This is a genomic window from Microcoleus sp. FACHB-1515, assembly GCF_014696105.1.
Taxonomy (GTDB): Bacteria; Cyanobacteriota; Cyanobacteriia; order Elainellales; family Elainellaceae; genus JAAUTJ01.
The window spans coordinates 1-19,389 of sequence record NZ_JACJPO010000010.1 but is presented as its reverse complement, the minus strand read 5'-3'; the positions used below and the strand labels follow the sequence as shown (position 1 = coordinate 19,389).

Sequence of the window (19,389 nt, the reverse complement as noted above, 5' to 3'; positions counted from 1 at the left end):
GCGGTGTAACCTGGAGACATTCGCTGCTGCGCCACTATGTCGATCGCTACGACTGCGTTTTTACATTTGTTCGACATCCCTTGACCTGGTACGAATCCTGGTGGAAGTTTCAGACTTGGCTCAATTGGAAAGATCACGAACCAGGCGTTTGGCATCCTCAAAAAATTCTGGAACGTTGCGAATCAAACGATTTCTCAAAGTTCATCCGACTGTGCATCCAGTTGGAGCCTGCCTACGTGACCCGAATGTACGAATGGTACATTGGCCCACCAGAAGGCGAGTTTGTGGATTTTGTCGGTCGCTATGAGCATCTTACAGATGATCTCATTCAAATATTGAGGTTGCGATCAGTGGAATTTGACGAAGCGATTCTTCGCGCCTATGCCCCTGCAAACGTAAGTCTTAGTCCTCTAGGAAAACCCGTGTGGGATGAAGCATTAAAAGCGCAGATACTCGAACTGGAAGCACCTGTGATCAAACGATTTTATGGTGACGAAATTAATAGTGACAAAACTCAGGTGCGTTCAGCATCGGTGCTGTATTTCAGTCCAGCCAGAAAGGATGCAAGCCCTCAATCTGAATTCCCGACAAATGCTCGGCTACGGAAACAACAGGACACGATCCAACGTTTACGAAAGAGAGTCAAAAATCTGGAGGCAAAGCTAGAAGCCTCTGAGAACGAGGTTGTAGCAATGAAGACCAGCAAGTTTTGGCAGCTTCGATCGCACTGGATGAAGCTGAAGGCAAAATTTCCCAGAAATTCCTGAAAGCTCAATGATGGGTATCACTCATTTTCTCATCGCGGCTGGGATTGGTTACCTGCTGTCGATTGACTGTTCCATCAATTATCATGCTTTGCGAGGAAAACCGTCTGCACTCTAAATCAATTTACGTTTCTTCAAGATAGCGATCGACGTGGTAGTATCTCTGCATAATCTGCTTGACTCCAGCATTTTCTTTGGGTATCTGCGTATGATGACTCGAGAAGAGAAGATCTTGTCTGCGATCGATCCGGCTACGCAGATAGGACTCGAGATTGGACCGCTCAATCGACCGATTATCACGCGGCAAATGGGCGAAATTCGCTATGTCGATCATGCTTCAACCAAAGAATTAAAGCAGAAATATGCTCAAGATCCCAATGTCGATATCAGCCAGATTGTTGACGTAGACTACATCTGGGGCGAAAAGAGTCTGCCCGAACTTGTGGGAAACGAAGCGCCATTTGACTATGTCATTGCTTCCCATGTGATCGAGCATGTTCCAGACTTTATTGGATGGCTAAAGGAAATTCATTCTGTTTTAAAGCCCGATGGCGTTCTCTCGCTTGTGATCCCCGATAAAAGATGCTGTTTTGACTACCTGCGGGAACCCACTCAATCTGCTGAAGTTGTAGAAGCCTACCTGCAAGGCAACCGTAAGCCATCATCGCGCCAAATTTTTGAATTCTTTTCAAAAGTTGTAAGTTGGAAAGGGCAGTTTAACTGGAATCCAAATGATGTGGTCAAAGAAGATGAAGTTGTTCGCTTGCACTCTGAGGCTCAGGCTTGGGCAACGACGCATCAAGTCTTCAAAGATGGCTCATATTACGATGTTCATTGCTGGGTTTTCACACCATATTCTTTCTTTGAACTGGTGAAAAGTCTTATCGAAATTGATTTGTTTGACTTCAAAGTAATGAATTACTCAAAAACAACAGGTTGCGAATTTTATGTAAGTTTACAAAAAATAGATTCCAAGAAAGGGCTGGAAGAACAACATCAAATCAAACTCAAAAGTCTACCTTTGGTTGAACCTGAGCTTAATTTACTTCCAACTCCAGCAACGCTCAATCATGCTCAGTCCACCCTGCCTCAGATTGCAGAAGCGCAATCAGAAGTCAAGCATTCAGGTAGCGTCGAGCCAAGCGCAGAAGAATATCGGAAAACAACTCAGCAGTTAAGAGCCAGAATAAAACGGTTAAAAGGAAAATTAGAACAAGCTGAAAGCGAAATTGCTGCAATGAAGACAAGTAAATTTTGGCAGCTTCGGACACAGTGGATCAGGCTCAAGCGATCGATCGGTTTGAAAGATGTTCCCGGTTAGGCTTGACTTCTATTTAAATTCTTCGATGTTCGTATCCTGATTTGCCCTTACCTATGAGACACCACTGGCAGAAAGATTACCCCACCGTTCCTAATCTCACCGAGGAGCAAATCGACGAGAATAGCAGCCTCAAAAAAATGCTTCGCCTAGCCGGAGGTAGCAAAAAAGTGATTGATTTCGGCTGCGCGACAGGCTATCTTGCTCGCCTACTTCGCGCCAGAGGTTGTGAGGTTACTGGGCTAGAGATTAACGCAAGTGCGGCAAAACATGCTGAGGAATTCTGCGAACAAGTTATTGTTGCTGATTTGGACTATGTTTCACTGTCCGAAATTCTGCCCAACCAGAAATTTGATGTTGCTATCTTCGGAGACGTTCTAGAACATCTCCGCAATCCTTGGGAGGTTTTGGAGGAGGTTCGATCGATCCTGACTGAGGAAGGCTATGTGGTTGCTTCGATTCCGAATGTTGCTCATGGGGCAGTACGATTAGCCATGATGCAGGGCAAGTTTCAATACGAACAATTGGGGCTGTTAGACAATACCCATCTGCGGTTTTTCACGCGCCAATCGGTCATCGATCTGTTCGAGCAAGCAGGCTACACCATCGAAACGATCGATCGAACCGTGATGCCGATATTTGATGGAAACTGGGTTCCAAAGGTTAGAAAAGAAGACTTTTCGCCTGAAGTTGTTCAATCGATCGAGCAGCAGGAAGATTCAGATACTTTTCAATATATTGTTCGCGCTTTTCCACTGACTGAGGCAGGTCGATTTTTTGCCTTAGAATCAAAATTTTATCGGCTAGAGGAGCAGTATGAGCAGCTTCAGGATGAGCTGAAGCAAACCAAATGGGAATTGGCTTCCAGGCAACCTGAGGTGAATCAATTGCAAGAGCAGCTCCACCATGCTCAAGAACAGCTTCGCCAAACGCAGGAGGATGCAACACAGCTCTATCAGCAATCTCAGTCTCAGCTCGAACAAGTGAAAGCAGCTTTGCAAAAGACGATTGCAGAGCTAGAACAGGCGCGAATTCAGCATGAAGAAGTAGAGTTCGATCGCGAAGTTTTGCGGTTTCGGGCAGAAAGATTTCAAGCAAAGTTAGCCAAAGTTCGACAAAGGTTCAAAGCTACTCAAGCACAGCTACAGGAATCGAGAGGGCGAGTTGAGGCAATGGAAACCAGCAAATTCTGGAAGTTGAGAGCGAAATGGTTTGGCTTGAAACATCGGCTTGGCCTAAAGGGAGACTAAACTTTCAAAGATTACCGCTGGAGCTGTAAATGGAAACATTAAGAAGCGAGGGTCAAAAGCATATGCCAGCCAAGCGATCGTTGGACGATTTACTCTCCCTGCTGAAGTGTATCAAGTGCGGTGAAAATCATTTGCGGCCTCACGACACAAATTTGCAGTGCCATCGCTGTTGTGCAACATACTCCACTGTCAATGGCGTTCCAGTTTTTACTGATTCTCCAGACACCATTAAAATCATGCCGCCAGATCATGCCAGCAATCCGATCGCAGACTCAGTTCTGCACTGGATGAAGCAAATCGACGGCTATATTTTGAATATTGGTGCGGGTGCGAGTCAAATCAAACTGCCCAATACGATCGAGTTTGAATATGCTGTTTTTAGCACAACCGATGTGGTTGGCGACGCGCATCATCTTCCCTTCAAAGACGAAACATTTGATGCAGTGGTTGCCATGAATGTCTTTGAACATCTCTACAATCCAGAGCAGGCAGCAGCGGAGATTCGACGGGTACTCAAGCCAGGCGGCAGAGCGGTTATTCATACTGCATTTCTCCAGCCCTTGCACGAAGAACCGTTTCATTTCTACAACGCTACAAAATACGGCGTTATGCGCTGGTTTTCTGAATTTGACATCGAAACCTGTCGCGTTTCTAAAAACTTCAATCCCGCCTTTACAATTGGCTGGCTGTCGAGTGAACTGCTGCGGCTGGTAGAACAAACTTATGGTTCCTCGGTGCATGAGCGATTGGCGCAATCTTCTCTAGCAGACTGGAGCAAAATCTGGAGAAGCGAAGCGGCAAGATCCGGATTTCTTTGGACAGCAGCACTCAATCTGCCGCAAGACATTCAGGAGCGATTTGCGGCTGGGTTTGAGCTAGAAGCAGTCAAATCGGCAGAACAAACTGAGTTAGGAAGCTCAGTTCCCGGTTATTCAAAACTTTCCAGTTCAACAGCAAATTCAATCGCTTCAACCAATCGCTTCACTGCCCAAAGCAGTCTAGGTGAAGTGTCCTTAACCCACACAGCACCGCAAGTAGATTTCGATCGCAAAAACTACCAAACCGATCGATTCTCGATAAGTTCACAAAAAATTGATACGGTCAGGGTTTTTGTGACTTCGCTGGGTAACTATTTTATGATTGAGCTTGCCCAGATTTTTGTAGAAGGTTTTCGAGAAAACGAGCTGGACTCAGAACTGGCGATCGATAAAATTCCTTCGATTGATCCGGGCGAAAACCTGCTGCAAATTGTGGTTTCTCCACACGAATTTTTTAACCTATTCCTCGACCATAAACTCTCGGCGATCGAAATTGAAGATATCACGCGCAGCGTCTACATGGTCAGCGGTGAACAGCCATACACGCCCTGGTTTAAGATCTTTTGTCAGCGATCGAAGCTGGCAAAAGGCATCTTTGATATTACGGCGCAAACCACCAAAGCGTTTCGAGAACGAGGCTTGAAGGCGATTCATACACCGCTGGGTTATGCTTCGTTTTTTGAAGAAGGAACGTCAGATATTTCTGAACAGGATCGATCGATCGATATTGTGTTTTTGGGTAGCGCATCGGAGAAACGAAACGGCTTCCTGTCGCGTCATGCTCCTGTCTTCAACCGCTACAACAGCAAACTGATGATCAGCCGATTAGAAAAGCCAAAGTTTGCAAAGACAGCAGGTTTCTATGGCGATCTTGAGCGAAATCGTTTGTTGCGATCGAGCAAGATTATGGTTAACGTTCATTCAATTGATAATACCTATTTTGAGTGGCTGAGAGCAATCATGTGTCTTGCCAATCGCTGTTTGTTTATTACAGAAACTAGCGATCATATCGAGCCGCTGGTTAATGGAAAGCATTTGATCATGGCAGATTTAGAAGGTATTCCAGCGCAGTGTGAGTATTATCTCAACCACGAAGAAGAAAGGCTCAAGATTGTAAATCAGGCCTACGAGTTTGTCACGCAAAAATTCAGCTCAAAATTGCTTTGTCGGAAATTGCTCGAAAAATTATAAAGGCAAAAAATCTGATTGAACAGGGAGCAATTGCCATGAAAGAAAGTCTTGATGCTGCTAGACGGAACCTTAGTATTACGCGCTTAGAGATGTCAAAACTTTGTACGTTTCTCGGACGCGATCCCTGGACGATGGTTCCAAACGCCGCGCATGAAACCTGCAAAGATTCTAGTATCACGGTTGTAATCACGCTGTTTAACTACGCCCAATACATTCATGAATGTCTGGACAGCGTTTGTGCTGCCAAAATTGGCAACATTCCTGGCGGTTTTGAAGTGCTTGTGATCGATGACGGTTCGAGTGATCACTCTGCTCGACTGGTTGAGCAATATATTCAGCAAACTGATGTGCCGATTTGCCTGGTCAAGAAACTGTTTAATACAGGTTTGGCGGATGCAAGAAATGTCGGCTGGAGACTTGCCCGTTCTCCCTATATTTTTATTTTGGATGCGGATAACTGGATTTACCCCAACTGTCTTTCGGTGCTGTATGAGGCCATCCACGATTCCGACTATGCTGCTGTCTATGGCATTATCAGCCGTTTTGATGATCAAACAGGGACTGGATTCGATCTCGTTTCTTATCATGAATGGAACATAGAAGAGTTGGTGGTTGGCAATTACATTGATGCAATGGCAATGGTGCGTAGGAACGTGCTGAATCAGATCGATGGCTATTCTACTGAGTTGATGGAAATCGGATGGTGTGGCTGGGAGGATTATGATCTTTGGCTGAAGATTGCTCAGGCGGGGTATCAATGCAAACTGGTTCCGCAGATTCTTTCTGCCTATCGACTTCACCCGACCTCAATGATTTCAACGACGAATTCCTACAGCATTTTTATTGCAAAGCATTTTCTGAAAAAGTTTCCCACGCTGGCAACTTTGAATCGCGATTCAGCAACGCTATTCGGTGTTCCTCGCGCTATATTGCAAGGCAATTCAGTTCATCCTGCTCAAGCTGCGATCGTTCAACCTGCTAATGTTCAACCTGTAATTGCTGAAGCTGTAGAAGCACAATCCACTGAAATTAAAAAGTTGAAAAAGCGGCTAAACCGCCTCGAATCCGAACGTGAAGTCGCTCAACAGCAATTGCAGGATGCACAGGGCAGAATCGAGGCAATGGAAACGAGCAAATTTTGGAAGTTAAGGAAAACCTGGTTCCGGGTTAAAAAAATGGTTGGATTGCCAAGCGAAGAGTAACAATCTTTCACGGTGGAGTCGTTTTCCATGCTGCAAGACACAACAGCGGGCTGTTCTCTAGAACATAGCCACATAAAACCTGAATGTTTAGTTGATCCTGTCTACCAAAATTGGCTGGATGAAAACTTTCCAAGACTCGCAGACCTGAAAAATATGGCTGCAACCTGGCAAGCATTCAGGTATCAACCGCTAATTAGCATTGTGACTCCAGTTTACAATCCACCCGAATTGTTTCTCAGGCAGGCGATCGACTCAGTTCTAAACCAGATTTATCCGCATTGGGAACTGTGTGTTGCCGATGATGCTTCTTCGGCTCTTCATGTTCGCCCAATTCTAGAAGAATATGCCGCCCGCGATTCGCGCATTAAAGTCACGTTTCGATCGCAGAATGGACATATTTCACGCTGCTCGAATTCAGCACTGGAATTAGCAACTGGCGATTTTGTGGCGCTGCTCGATCACGATGACCTACTTACTCCTAATGCACTTTATGAAGTCGTGCTGTTGCTGAATCGGCATCCAGAAGCTGACATGATCTACTCGGACGAAGATCGAATTGACGATCGCAATCAGCTTCAAAATCCTTTTTTCAAACCCGATTGGAGTCCCGATAGCTTTTTGTCGCGGATGTACACCTGTCATCTAGGCGTCTATCGTCGCGCTTTACTGATGGAAATTGGTGGATTTAGAGCGGAGTATGAAGGCAGTCAGGATTACGATCTAGTGCTGAGATTCACCGAGAAAACAAAGCACATTTTTCACATTCCTAAAATCCTGTATCACTGGCGAATTCATCAAATTTCTGCTGCTAGTGGTGGAGAAGCAAAGCCTTATGCGTTTATTGCCGCAGAAAAAGCTTTGAACGATGCACTGGTTCGACGGCAGGAACTGGGTAAAGTTGCAATTGTGAGAGAGTTAATTGGTGCCTACATCGCCCGCTATTTAATCGAGGGCGATCGAACGGTCACAATCATTATCTCAGTCACCTCGATCGACTGGCTTCACGAATGTCTCACCACAATTCAGCAAAGCACAGCCTCCGACTACGAGATTATCTTTGTCAGCGATCGAAGCTTGAAGTCAGAGATTGCTGAAGTCGTTTCACACTTTGATTTCAAGCGATTTCAGCATCTTGCCTGCGAAACTAAAAACCTCTCTCAATGCCTCAATCAAGCGGCACGAAAAGGGCAGGGAAAGTATCTTCTATTCTTAAACGGAACGACAAAAGCCGCCACATCCGATTGGATTGATGCCTTGATTGAGCAAGCCCAGCGATCGTCAATTGGTGCAGCCAGCGGATTGCTTTTACTTCCCAACAATACGGTTTGGCACGCTGGTATTGTTCTGGGGTTGAACGGAATTGCTGGATACATTCATCGGCATCTTCCGGCAAATGGACTCGGCTATTTTGGTCAAATAATCAGCATCAACAACTATTCTGCCGTAACTGGAAATTGCCTGATGTGCAGGCGCGATTTGTTTGAGCAGGTGGGCGGCTTTACCGAAGCATTGCCTTCAACTTACTATGATGTTGATTTCTGTCTTAAACTTCAGGAAAAAGGACTAAAAAACGTTGTTTTGCCGCACGTTGTTCTTTATTACAACGCTTCTGAGTCAGATGGGCTTGTGAATCAGCAGGAAGCAATTTATATGCGCGATCGCTGGCAATCAATGATTCAGCATGACCCTCACTACAATCCAAATCTCAGCCTGGAGCGATCGGATTACAGTATCAAAGTGAATCAACGCCATCAGTCACCTAATGCACATCGGCTAGAGGCAGAACTTGCAAAAGTTCGCGCCGAACGGGATCGATTGCAGCAACGGCTTAAAAAGACTCAGGCTAGACTAGACGAAATTAAACAGGAATTTGAGCAGGCTTGCGATCGCATGGCCGCAATGGAAACCAGCAAGTTCTGGCAAGTTAGAGTCCGTTGGCTTCGCCTGAAGAAGAAGCTCGGTCTGCCTGTGAATGAATAGAATAATGCACAGATAAGTTCGCAGCTTTGTTTACAGCGAAATTGCGAAATGAAATCGAGTCTCTTGCTGAGAAATGGCAATGAATGAGCGTCGAAAAATGCCTTATAGATCAACTGCTCTTCAGGCAAAGGTAAGCCAGCAGCAGATCGATCGCCTCCAAACCGAACTGCGGCACTGCAAACGCGATTTGCTGTTGGCGATCGCTGAACGCGACCAGTATCGGGGACGATTGGCGGCGATGGAGTCGAGCAAGTTCTGGCAGATTCGCACTCGATGGCTGCAAATTCGGCAGAAGCTCGGCGGCAAAGAAAGTTTGGACTGGACACCGGAACTGCCGCCGATCGAACAGATCGAAGCAGAAATTGCCCAAGAATTTCCTAAAATTCAGCGAGAAACGCCCTACGATCGCTGGCGCATCGCCAACACACCCCGCGCTGCCGACCTGGAGCGGATGGTACAAATGGCAGAAATTTTGCCTGCCAAGCCGACTATCAGCGTTTTGATGCCCGTTTACAATCCACCTGAAGCTTATTTGCGATCGGCGATTGAGTCGGTGCTGGCGCAGGCGTATTCCTATTGGGAACTGTGCATTGCCGATGATGCTTCAACCGATGCCAATGTGCGATCGATCATCAAAGAATATGCGGCGATCGACAGTCGAATTAAGATTGCTTTCCGTCCAGAAAACGGGCATATTTCCGCCTGCTCAAATTCCGCTTTGGAACTAGCAACAGGTGAATATATTGCGCTGCTCGACCACGATGATTTATTGTCGCCGGATGCTTTATTTGAAATCGCCCTGCTGCTGAATCGGCATCCGGAAGCCGACATGATTTATTCAGACGAAGACAAAATCGACGAGCAGGGCAATTTTTCCACTCCGTACTTCAAGCCCGATTGGAGTCCAGACAGTTTTTTGTCGCGGATGTATACCTGTCATCTGGGCGCATATCGGCGATCGATCGTGCAGGACATCGGTGGTTTTCGGATTGGCTATGAAGGTAGTCAGGACTACGATTTAGTGTTGCGTCTGACCGAGAAAACGCAACAGGTTTTTCACATTCCCAAAATTCTTTATCACTGGCGAATTCATCCGCAGTCTACAGCCCAAACTGCCGCCGCCAAACCCTATGCCTACGATGCTTCCGATCGCGCCTTAGCAGAAGCGCTAGAGCGCAGAGGTGAACCGGGAAAACTGCTACCGATCGATCGTTCTCCGGGTAACTACATCGTGCGCTATGACATCAAAAAGCAAGGATTAGTCAGCGTGATTATTCCGACGAAAGACAAAGCAGCGTTGCTCGATCGCTGTCTCACTTCGATATACGAAAAAACAACTTATCCCAACTACGAAATTATTTTGATCGACAACAATAGCGTTGAACTTGAAACAAGCGAATTAATTCAAAAATGGCGAACGAAATTCGATCGCTTCCAGTGTCGTCGCTTAGAAATTCCGTTTAACTACGCCAGAATCAACAATCTTGCCGTTCAGCAATCGAGTGGTGAATATCTGCTGTTTCTCAACAATGATGTTGAAGTAATCACGCCGGACTGGATGACGGCAATGGTTGAGCAGGCGCAACGGCGATCGATCGGTGCAGTCGGAGCTTTGTTGCTGTATCCAGACAACACGATTCAACATGCGGGCGTTGTGCTGGGCATCTGCGCCTATTCGGGACACAGCCACAAACATTTTCCGGCAGAGGCTTCGGGCTATCTCAATTCGATTATTGGGATTACGAACTACTCTGCCGTCACGGGAGCCTGTCTGATGTGCAAACGCAGTGATTTTGAGGCGATCGGCGGCTTTGACGAGAATCTTGCCGTTTCCTTTAACGACATCGATTTGTGCCTGAAGCTGATGGCGCAAGGGTTGCATCATGTTTACCTGCCGCACGTCAAGCTATATCACTATGAATCGCAAAGCCGAGGACAGGACAACACGTCCGAAAAGCGCGATCGATTTTTGCGCGAGGCGAACTATATGATGCAGCGTTGGGAAAAGTGGATGCAGCGTGACCCGCACTATAACCCGAATCTGACGATCCACAGACAGGATTACAGCATACGGGAATGCTGATTTGAGTGTGGAATGACACGGTTACGAACTTGATTTGCCCCAGTATCTTACATACAAATCTCGCAAAGTTTGCTTAGCGTATATTTTGAGGCGATCGAGATACAGTGCTTTTACATGGTGCGAACTGTAGCTCAAGCTTGGCAAATCCGATCGACTTGAAAACACCACAAACACATCATTCGCATAAACGGGCTTCAAGCCGCGCTGCATTGCCTTTAGCGTCATCGAAAAGATGTGCTGTGCCATTCCTTTGTTTAATAGCACCCACTCAAAATCAATGCCTTTATCGATCGCAGTTTCATAGTCGTATACCTCGCAAAAGAATTTACTTTGAAAGACTGCATCGGGTGCAACTAAACGTTCGTCAGGCCGCAAATGATTTCGCATAAAGTCGATTGCATCTGTCCAAGGCTGACTTTCTTCAAACGGCCAGTGAATTGCGCTTTTTTCGCCAATTTGCGCTGCCGGAAATAGCTGAATCAAGTTGAGCGCAACGCCGACTTTACGCTTGTCTGGATTGCGGGGATCGACCGCAGTAAGCGTCGTCACTCGATCGACTGTGAAGGTAATTTGCTGGAACGGGCGATCGACTGCAACATGCGATCGAGGCACCCAGCCTCGACACAGCTTCATCGTTTCATCTGCGTAAAGCGATCGATAGGAAATGGCTTGATCATTCACCTTCACAGTGAGGCTTTCGAGGATATCGGGTGCGGTTGCAGTGTTGCAAATTAGGCGAAACTCAAGCAGCAAATCTTCATTGGCTTTGACCGGGAGATCAAGAGTTGAAACGGTTCCAGGGCCAGTCCAGCGATAAGCGGGTGCATCTGGCGGGCACTCGCGTCGCTGCCAACCTGCTCCCCAAAGCGGATCGCAAAAGCTGTAGTCAAAGCTGTCTGTTTCAGGAAGTTGCTGTTCGGCGTAGCGCTGCTCGTAGTGTTTCTCTAACCAGCTTTGAAGCACTTCTGGGGTATGAGCATCCGATCGATCGCCGTACTTTTCCTGGCCGTACTTTTTCTTTAAGTCTGCACACATTTGATCGAAGCGCTGATTAAAAATTTCCTCTGCATATTCGTACAGTTCAATGTCAAGTAGCGAATTTTCTCGGATACAGTCGATCGTACTTTGAGGCAGACCGTTATAGGTCGTTTGCTTAGCAGAAGCATTTTCTTTACGCTGGTTCAAAATCGGCTTCCAGCCAAAGATATAGGAAAGCAAAAATAGCGAGTCTTGAAAACGTTCTAAAATTCCAGCAAAGGCGTAGCGATCAATTCCTTCTTTGGCAATTTCTAGCACTTCTTGAGGTGAAAGTTTCTCTAAGTGAAACTGCTGCGTTTTGGCAATGTAGAACGTCTGAATATTTTTGCCGACTTTACCCACCGTAAGCTTCTGCGAAAACTCTTCCAGCGTCATGCTCATTACCGCTTCGTGATGCGGATCTCCCGGTGTGCGGCGGATGTATTCGTAATGGGAAATGACACGGGCGATCGGGTCGCGCAGCATCGTCACGTTGACAAAATTGCGCTGCGGCAGCATTCCTGGCAAATCGACGAAAACCAAATGACCACGAAACAAACGGTAGGTTTCAAGCTGTTCCTGAGAGAATTTGGCGATGTGTGCGTTCAGCGTTGCCGGACAAACATCTTTGCAGGAAAAATAGTCTTCTACGATCGTGCGAAAGGTCATTCCCGCAGTCTTCGGAATGTGACAGAAATACATCACATCTTCGGGCTTTAAGTTGTACTGCGCTGGAAAATTTCTCATCTCGAAGTTGTCTGATTGAGTTTCGCGTTGAGTAGAGGAACGGCTGCTTTATGAAAATGAATCACTACACCATTGTGCTTTCAACCTGTTGGGAAATCGTATTTTCATAAGCAGTCGGATCGAAGTCAACGCCTGCTTCTTTGCAATAGATTTCAGCCACTTCAAGCGGTTTACCGATCATGCGAACCGTGTGATTTTCAATCCACATGCAGCGATCGCACAGTTTAATCACGCTGGCGATCGAGTGCGTAACGAGGACGATGGTTGTGCCGCTTTCTTTAAACTCCATCATTTTGTTGACGCACTTCTTCTGAAAGCGAATGTCACCCACGCCCAGTACTTCATCAATCAATAGAATTTCTGGGTCGAGATGCGCTACGACCGAGAAGCCGAGGCGAGCCATCATACCGCTGGAATAAGTCAAAATTGGCAAGTCAATGAACTCTTCGAGTTCAGAAAATTCAATGATTTGATCGAGCTTGTGTTTAACTTCGCGGCGCGTCAAGCCCATCAAAATACCGTTCATAAAGATGTTTTCGCGGCCTGTGAGTTCACGCTGAAATCCGGCTCCAAGCGCGAGCAGCGGTGAAATTCGTCCGCGTACTTTGACGATGCCTTGATTCGGTTTGAGGACTCCGGCAATTAAGCCCAGTGTTGTGCTTTTTCCGGCTCCATTGCGGCCAATGATGCCAAACTTTTCGCCTTTGTATACTTCAAAAGAAATGTCGCGTAGCGCTTCAAATCGTTCTTCGCGGAGCGACTTCATGCTTTTTGAGAAGTTGAGTAAAAAGCGCTTGAAGCCGCCTCGGACGTGATAGTAAAGCGGATAGGATTTGCTGACCTGTTGGAAGCTGATGACGGGTTCTTGCATTGCGCTAAATTACTTCTCCAAACTTCCAAGACAGTTTGTTATATACCCACTGACCGATCGCCAAAAACGCCAGTCCATAGATGAAGCTAGCAAGCAAATAGGTAAAATCCATTGTGCCGTAGAGAAACATTCGTCGCCAGTTGATCATCAAGGGCGCGATCGGACTGAAATAGATTAAATACTTGTATGCTTCTGGAATCATATCTTCGGTGTAAACGATCGGCGTTAAATAGAAGGCAAACTGCATGATAATTGCCGTTAGCCGCTCTAGATCGCGGAAAAACAAGTTGATCGTGCCCAGGAAAACCGAGATGCCATAGACCATGATCAGCGTGGTGATCGACAACAGCGGAATGCCATATATCCAAGCCCAGGAGACAGATTCACCAAAGAAAAATAGCAGAATGACAATGACGGGAATCGACAGCAAAAAGTGAATGAAATTATTCAAAACCATCGACAACGGCAGAATATTTCTTGGAAATCGCACTTTTTTAATCAGCGAAGCATTCCCGACAAAAATGCGCGGCGCGGAATTGACGGAGTTGGAAAACCACTGCCAGGGAAAAATTCCCGCCATTAAAACCAGCGTGTAGTCTTCGACCGTCACGCGCATCATCACTTTAAAGGCGATGTAGAAAACAATTGCGCTGGCAAGCGGGTTTGCAACCGACCACAAGTAGCCCAGTCCTTTGTTGTGGTAGCGCACCTGCATTTCTTTTTCGACCAGCACAAACAGCAGGTCGCGATAATTCTCCCAGGCTCGATGAAAGCCAATTTCCGTTTTGCTCCTTGCCATTGCGCTGCCACTCCTCCCGCCTGCGTCGCCACCAAGTGTTTGGAACTCGATCGCGCCCTTGAAGTTCCTTGATTCTAACCGGACGCTTCAAAGCAAGATAATACTCTAATCTGACAATATGACAAAATGTGAAACGCAGCGACGGGCGGCGATCGCGAAACCGAAGGCGGCGATCGATCGTCTGAAGGCAAGTGGTGTGAGGCGGTGATGAAAATTGCGATCGTGCATGAATGGCTTGTGACGCGGGCGGGTTCCGAGCGCGTTGTGGAGCAAATGCTCGACCTGTTTTCAGCAGCCGATTTGTTTAGTCTGGTCAAGTTTTTGACGCCCGAACAGGAACAGTTCATTCGCCACAAGCCTGTCACAACGTCGTTTTTGCAGCATTTACCGTTTGCACAAAAGCACTTTCGGCAGTATTTGCCCTTAATGCCGATCGCGATTGAACAGTTCGACCTTTCGCCCTACGATCTAATCATTTCCAGTAACCACGCCGTTGCCAAAGGCGTCGTCACTCGCGCCGATCAGCTTCACATCAGCTATGTGCATACGCCGATGCGCTACGCCTGGGATTTGCAGCAGGACTACGCTCAGCGCGGAATGAAAGGCATTTTGACCACTGCGATTTTGCACTACCTGCGATTGTGGGATTACGCGACGGCTCAGCGCGTCGATCATTTTGTGGCAAATTCACGATTTGTCGCTCGACGCATCCAGAAAACTTACGGACGATCGGCCACCGTCATCTATCCGCCTGTGGCGATCGATCGCTTCCGTCCAGCCGTCCAGCGCGACGACTTCTACCTGATCATGTCCAGGTTTGTGCCCTACAAGCGGGTTGATCTTGTCGTCGAAGCGTTCAGCCGTTTGGGATTGCCTTTAGTCGTGATCGGAGCGGGCGGCGAGGCGGAAAAAATTCGATCGATCGCTCAACCGAACGTGCAGTTTTTGCCGCCGCAGTCGGAAGAAGCGATCGCGTCCTATCTCTCGCACTGCAAGGCGTTTGTGTATGCGGCTGCGGAAGATTTTGGCATTTCGCTGGTCGAGGCGCAGGCGGCGGGCGCACCTGTGATCGCGTATGGCAAAGGCGGCGCAACAGAAGTTGTGATTCCGGGCAAGACGGGCATCCTGTTTCCCGATCAGACGGTGGAAAGCTTAATGAATGCCGTGCAGGAATTTGAGGCGGGAGCGCGATTTGAGCCGGATTTATTGCGGCAAAACGCCGATCGCTTTTCGATCGATCGCTTTCAGCGAGAATTTGGGGCATTTGTCGAACAAAAATGGACAGATTTTCAGCGGAAGGATGGCATAGAGTTAATAGCGTGAGGAGAGGAATGGCAATGCAGCTTAACCGCACGTTACAGCCTGCGCTATCAGCACTGTCGGTTTCGACGCGATCGTGGCAAACGGTTGCCCTGATGGTGAGTGCTGATGCGATCGCGCTCAGTCTCGCTGGAATCAGCAGCGTCTACATCCGCTTGTATTTCGATGGGCAATATCATCCCAGCTTGTACTGGCAGCTTTGGCCTGTGCTGGGCTTGTTTTTGCTGGCGTTCGCGGCGATCGGACTTTATCCTGGTGTGACCATTACGCCCGTTGAAGAACTCCGCCGCACCAGTCTTGCCACCACGCTGATGTATTTGGCCTTAGCCGCCACGATTTTTCTGCGGCGCGAAGGTGAAGTCTATTCGCGGGGCGTGTTCCTGATGGCGTGGGGACTCACGTTAATTTTTGTGCTGCTCGGTCGCGTTTGCGTTAGGCGGGCGTTCGCGCGTCGATCGTGGTGGGGCTATCCCGTCATGGTGCTGGGCGGCGGCAAAACCGGAGAACTGGTGATTCGCACGCTCAAGCGGCGACCGGGAATCGGCCTCAAACCTGTTCTGGTTCTCGATGACGATCCGGCCAAACACGGATCGATTCACGGCGTTCCGGTCGTCGGGGGAATCGAACTGGCTCCCGGACTGGCAAAATCTCGGCAAATTCACTATGCGATCGTCGCGATGCCCGGAGTGCCCAGAGGCAAATTGTTGAACCTGCTGGAACGCTACGGCCAAACCTTTCCGCATCTGCTGATCATTCCGGATTTGTTTGGCCTGTCGAGTTTGTGGGTGACGGCTCGCGATCTTGGTGGCGTTTTAGGATTGGAAATTCGCCAGCAGCTTTTGCTGCCCGGATCGCGACTGGTCAAGTTTTTGATCGATCGCACAACCACCGCAATCGGCGGCATTTTGATCTTGCCTGTGATTGTTTTGATCGCGATCGCCATCAAGCTCGATTCGCGTGGTCCCATTTTCTACCGTCAAATTCGGATCGGACGAGACGGGCGGCACTTCAAAGCCTGGAAGTTTCGATCGATGGTGTGGGATGCCGACCAAGCCCTGAAAGCACATTTTGAGCTAGACCCGGAACTGGCGATCGCGTGGCAGCAAGACCACAAACTCAAGCGCGATCCGCGCATTACTCGTGTCGGGCGGTTCTTGCGGCACACCAGCCTGGATGAACTGCCGCAGCTCTGGAACATTCTGCGAGGCGAAATGAGCTTGGTGGGGCCGCGTCCGATCGTGGATGAAGAAGTTCCCCGCTACGGCGAAAAGTTCTCGCTCTACACCAAAGTCACACCCGGACTGACCGGATTGTGGCAGGTCTCAGGCCGCAACAACGTTTCCTACCAAGAGCGCGTTAATCTTGATGCCTACTATGTCCGCAACTGGTCGGTCTGGCTGGATCTGTACATTCTCCTGCGGACAATTTGGGTTGTGGTATCCGGTGAGGGAGCGTACTAGTGGGCAGAACGAGCAAACTGTTTTATGTCTTCGTGGGAGGACTGCCGTTTCTCTACTACGTCAGCTTAGCTGGACTGTTTGGCGTTTTGGTGCGGCTGATCGTCCGGTTTCGCAAATCGAGCCTCGACCCGATCGCCCGCAACACGCTCCTGCTGATTAGCGCTCTTCTTCTGCTTAGTTCCAGCTTCGCGCACGACAAAGGTGAAGCTTTTTTGCAGCTTGCGAATTTTCTGCCGTTTTTTCTTCTGTTCGCCTTTGTGCCCGTCTTGCTGCGAACGGCGATCGCGCTAGAGCAACTGGCGATGCCGATTTTGCTCACCAGCATTCCCATCAATCTGATTGCGCTGGGCGAATATCTGCTCAAGAACTGGGATTACCCGCGATCGATGCGCCGACTGGCGATCGCGCGTTGGGTTCGTCGTGCTCCTGATCAAGGCCGCGCAATGGTGATGTTTGACCAGCCCAACGCCCTCGCCTGCTATTTGCTGCTGGTCTTGGGCTTGGGACTCGGATTGATTCTATATTCGCGATTCAAAACGGCTAGCCAAAGCGATCGCGCCCTGCTCTACAGCGCCACCTTTCTGAACCTGCTGGGCATCTTCTGCTCCGGGTCGCGCAACGGTTTTTTGGTGGCAATCTCGCAACTGGTCGTCTTTAGCTTGTGCGTCAAGGTCAATCGCAAACTGCTGATCACTGGATTGACCAGTTTGGGCGCGATCGTCGTAGCGGCAGCAGTCTTTGGCATTGGCGGACGCGCTTTATCCGTCGGCAGTTGGACGCACGATCCGCGCGTTGAAATTTGGCGATTTGCGATCGATCTCATTCGCGATCGACCCTTGCTCGGCTGGGGCTTGGGCAACTACAAGCTGCTGTATGACGATTTGCCGATCAGCAAAGCTTATCCGGCCTTTCACCCGCACAATTTTTGGCTGCTGCTCGGCTGCGAAACCGGATTGCTCGTCACGATCGCCCTGACGCTGCTGGTCGGCTGGATTTGCTACCGCACAGTTCGCAGGCTCATGGAAGGAGCGATCGAACCGTCCTACCGCGCCGTTTTGATCGGCTACTGCCTTGCTTTTTGGAGCTGCATTGCCTTTTCCCTGCTGGATGTCACCTTCTACGATGCGCGAATCAACGTGCTGAACTGGGTGATTTTGGCAGCGCTGTATGCGGCAAGTTCTCCTGCGATCGAACCTCCTATGCGAACTCAGGACTGAGGAACAGCCTTTGCTTCGCCCACAGTCCGCGCTGCTTTGCCAATCCTCGACACTCGATCGCGAAGCTGGCGGAACGGTATCGCCAACCCAAAAACCACTGTAGAATAACAAAAACCGTTATCTTTCTTTGCAAGGCATGGCGGACGCAAATCAAGCGGAGTCGGCGCGATCGCAAAGCGCTCCCGGTACGGCATCGCAAAGCGCTCCAGGAGCGGTTTCGGGGCGCACTGGGGCAGAACAAGCAAGCTGCTACGCGGTGTTGGGAATTCATCCTGCGGCTTCAACGCAGCAGATTCGTCGTGCTTATCGAGAACTGAGTAAGCTTTACCATCCGGATACGACGAGTTTGCCGCCGCCGATCGCAACGGCCAAGTTTCACCAGTTGAATGAAGCTTATGCGATGCTCAGCAGTCCAGAGCGGCGAGCCGCTTATGATTTGAAGCACGGCCATTCGCGCTTTTCGGTGATTCAAGCGCCGCTCGATCTCGATCGCCCGGTCTCCGAGCGCGGCAAGCGATCGAGCGCATACCTAGAGCCAGTCGAGCGACCGCTTTCGCCCGGCGAACTGTTTGCGCTATTTATCTTGGGAGTCACGTTTGTCGCCTGCTTGCTGCTGGTTGTGGCGATCGGCTGGACTCGCGGCGAAATCGCATTTCACTCGCCTGCAAGCAGCGCTCTAGAGCAGGTTGCGCCCAGTCCAGATGCCGCTGTCGAATCAGATTTGCCCATTTCCTCTACTGACCTATGAGTTTTCCGCCTGCCAACACGCCGCTCTACAACCATCCGCTGCCGGAAATCGAAAACTGGCTGATTTCGCAAGGCTGCGATCGCGATCCCGAAGATTTGCACTGCTGGCTGATCGATCGAGAAACTTGGCGTGCCCATATCTGCTTGGATGTCGATTCGCTCAGCGTGCGCTATTTAAATGCGGGAGCAGACGATCGCGATATTGTGCGATCGTTCAAATATTCGCTCAGTCGTCGCGACCTGGACGAAGCAATTTTTTCTGGCCCCTAATTACTTTTTTCCATCTACCAAACCGACAGTGCTCTAATTGCACTCAGCGGACAAATGCCACATTGCAGCACGAATGCAGCGATGTGGTTTTGTTTAACTGGCCGAGCAAAACATCTGCAAATGATTAACAGTTAAGAGAAAAAATATCCTGCTGTCCGTAGTCATGATAGGTTCTGCATCAGCCAGAAGCGAATCGGCCAGCAAGCGGAAAAGCCGAGTTGGTACAGCAATCCTAAATAGGAGATGAACAGTAGCCGTACATAAATGCTTTGGCAAAAGCAAAGGTTTGACAATGTGTGACTAATTGAAACAGAAACTTGACCGACCCAAATCTT

15 protein-coding genes are annotated in these 19,389 nt (G+C 48.7%); 12 read left to right on the top strand and 3 right to left on the bottom strand.

Annotated features, from left to right (window positions below):
- Positions 1–80 precede the first annotated feature (80 nt).
- From H6F67_RS01230 to H6F67_RS01200, 7 genes are all read left to right on the top strand, one after another.
- Positions 81–767 carry a hypothetical protein gene (locus tag H6F67_RS01230; protein ID WP_396797461.1) on the top strand — a complete coding sequence of 229 codons (687 nt, stop codon included), beginning with the start codon at positions 81–83 and terminating at the stop codon, positions 765–767.
- Positions 768–972: 205 nt separating this feature from the next.
- A complete protein-coding gene (locus H6F67_RS01225; protein WP_206753877.1) occupies positions 973–2,085 on the top strand; it encodes a methyltransferase domain-containing protein in 1,113 nt (370 codons plus the stop codon).
- Between the two features lie 53 nt (positions 2,086–2,138).
- Entirely contained in the window at positions 2,139–3,332 is a 1,194-nt protein-coding gene (locus H6F67_RS01220) for a bifunctional 2-polyprenyl-6-hydroxyphenol methylase/3-demethylubiquinol 3-O-methyltransferase UbiG (protein ID WP_190762524.1), read from the top strand.
- A 236-nt stretch (positions 3,333–3,568) separates the two neighbouring features.
- Positions 3,569–5,341 carry a methyltransferase domain-containing protein gene (locus H6F67_RS01215; protein WP_190762522.1) on the top strand — a complete coding sequence of 591 codons (1,773 nt, stop codon included), beginning with the start codon at positions 3,569–3,571 and terminating at the stop codon, positions 5,339–5,341.
- Positions 5,314–6,543 carry a glycosyltransferase gene (locus H6F67_RS01210; protein WP_206753876.1) on the top strand — a complete coding sequence of 410 codons (1,230 nt, stop codon included), beginning with the start codon at positions 5,314–5,316 and terminating at the stop codon, positions 6,541–6,543. The genes H6F67_RS01215 and H6F67_RS01210 overlap by 28 nt, the downstream gene beginning before the upstream one ends.
- A gap of 153 nt (positions 6,544–6,696) precedes the next feature.
- Entirely contained in the window at positions 6,697–8,523 is a 1,827-nt protein-coding gene (locus H6F67_RS01205; protein ID WP_190762519.1) for a glycosyltransferase, read from the top strand.
- Positions 8,524–8,620: 97 nt separating this feature from the next.
- Complete coding sequence (locus H6F67_RS01200) at positions 8,621–10,606, top strand: glycosyltransferase (protein WP_242020438.1); 1,986 nt, start codon at positions 8,621–8,623, stop codon at positions 10,604–10,606.
- 21 nt (positions 10,607–10,627) lie between these two features.
- Here H6F67_RS01200 and H6F67_RS01195 read toward each other — a convergent pair whose 3' ends face one another.
- The 3 genes from H6F67_RS01195 to H6F67_RS01185 all read right to left on the bottom strand — a co-directional run bounded on the left by H6F67_RS01195 (position 10,628) and on the right by H6F67_RS01185 (position 14,040).
- Positions 10,628–12,370 carry a sulfotransferase family 2 domain-containing protein gene (locus H6F67_RS01195; protein ID WP_190762517.1) on the bottom strand — a complete coding sequence of 581 codons (1,743 nt, stop codon included), beginning with the start codon at positions 12,368–12,370 and terminating at the stop codon, positions 10,628–10,630.
- A gap of 64 nt (positions 12,371–12,434) precedes the next feature.
- On the bottom strand, positions 12,435–13,241 hold the full coding sequence (locus H6F67_RS01190) for an ABC transporter ATP-binding protein (protein WP_190762515.1): 807 nt from the start codon (positions 13,239–13,241) through the stop codon (positions 12,435–12,437).
- 4 nt (positions 13,242–13,245) lie between these two features.
- A complete protein-coding gene (locus tag H6F67_RS01185) occupies positions 13,246–14,040 on the bottom strand; it encodes an ABC transporter permease (RefSeq protein ID WP_190762513.1) in 795 nt (264 codons plus the stop codon).
- 207 nt (positions 14,041–14,247) lie between these two features.
- Between H6F67_RS01185 and H6F67_RS01180 the strand changes: the two genes are divergently transcribed.
- The 5 genes from H6F67_RS01180 to H6F67_RS01160 all read left to right on the top strand — a co-directional run bounded on the left by H6F67_RS01180 (position 14,248) and on the right by H6F67_RS01160 (position 19,054).
- Complete coding sequence (locus H6F67_RS01180; RefSeq protein ID WP_190762512.1) at positions 14,248–15,363, top strand: glycosyltransferase; 1,116 nt, start codon at positions 14,248–14,250, stop codon at positions 15,361–15,363.
- Between the two features lie 14 nt (positions 15,364–15,377).
- Entirely contained in the window at positions 15,378–16,820 is a 1,443-nt protein-coding gene (wbaP, locus tag H6F67_RS01175; protein ID WP_190762510.1) for an undecaprenyl-phosphate galactose phosphotransferase WbaP, read from the top strand.
- The gene (locus H6F67_RS28290) at positions 16,820–18,037 is read left to right on the top strand and encodes an O-antigen ligase family protein (RefSeq protein WP_190762508.1); all 1,218 of its coding nucleotides are present in this window, start codon (positions 16,820–16,822) and stop codon (positions 18,035–18,037) included. Before wbaP ends, H6F67_RS28290 begins: the two co-directional genes overlap by 1 nt.
- Positions 18,038–18,173: 136 nt before the next feature.
- The gene (locus H6F67_RS01165) at positions 18,174–18,785 is read left to right on the top strand and encodes a J domain-containing protein (protein ID WP_190762506.1); all 612 of its coding nucleotides are present in this window, start codon (positions 18,174–18,176) and stop codon (positions 18,783–18,785) included.
- Positions 18,782–19,054, top strand: a complete 273-nt coding sequence (locus H6F67_RS01160) for a DUF3143 domain-containing protein (RefSeq protein ID WP_190762504.1) — start codon at positions 18,782–18,784, stop codon at positions 19,052–19,054. The genes H6F67_RS01165 and H6F67_RS01160 overlap by 4 nt, the downstream gene beginning before the upstream one ends.
- Positions 19,055–19,389: the final 335 nt, after the last annotated feature.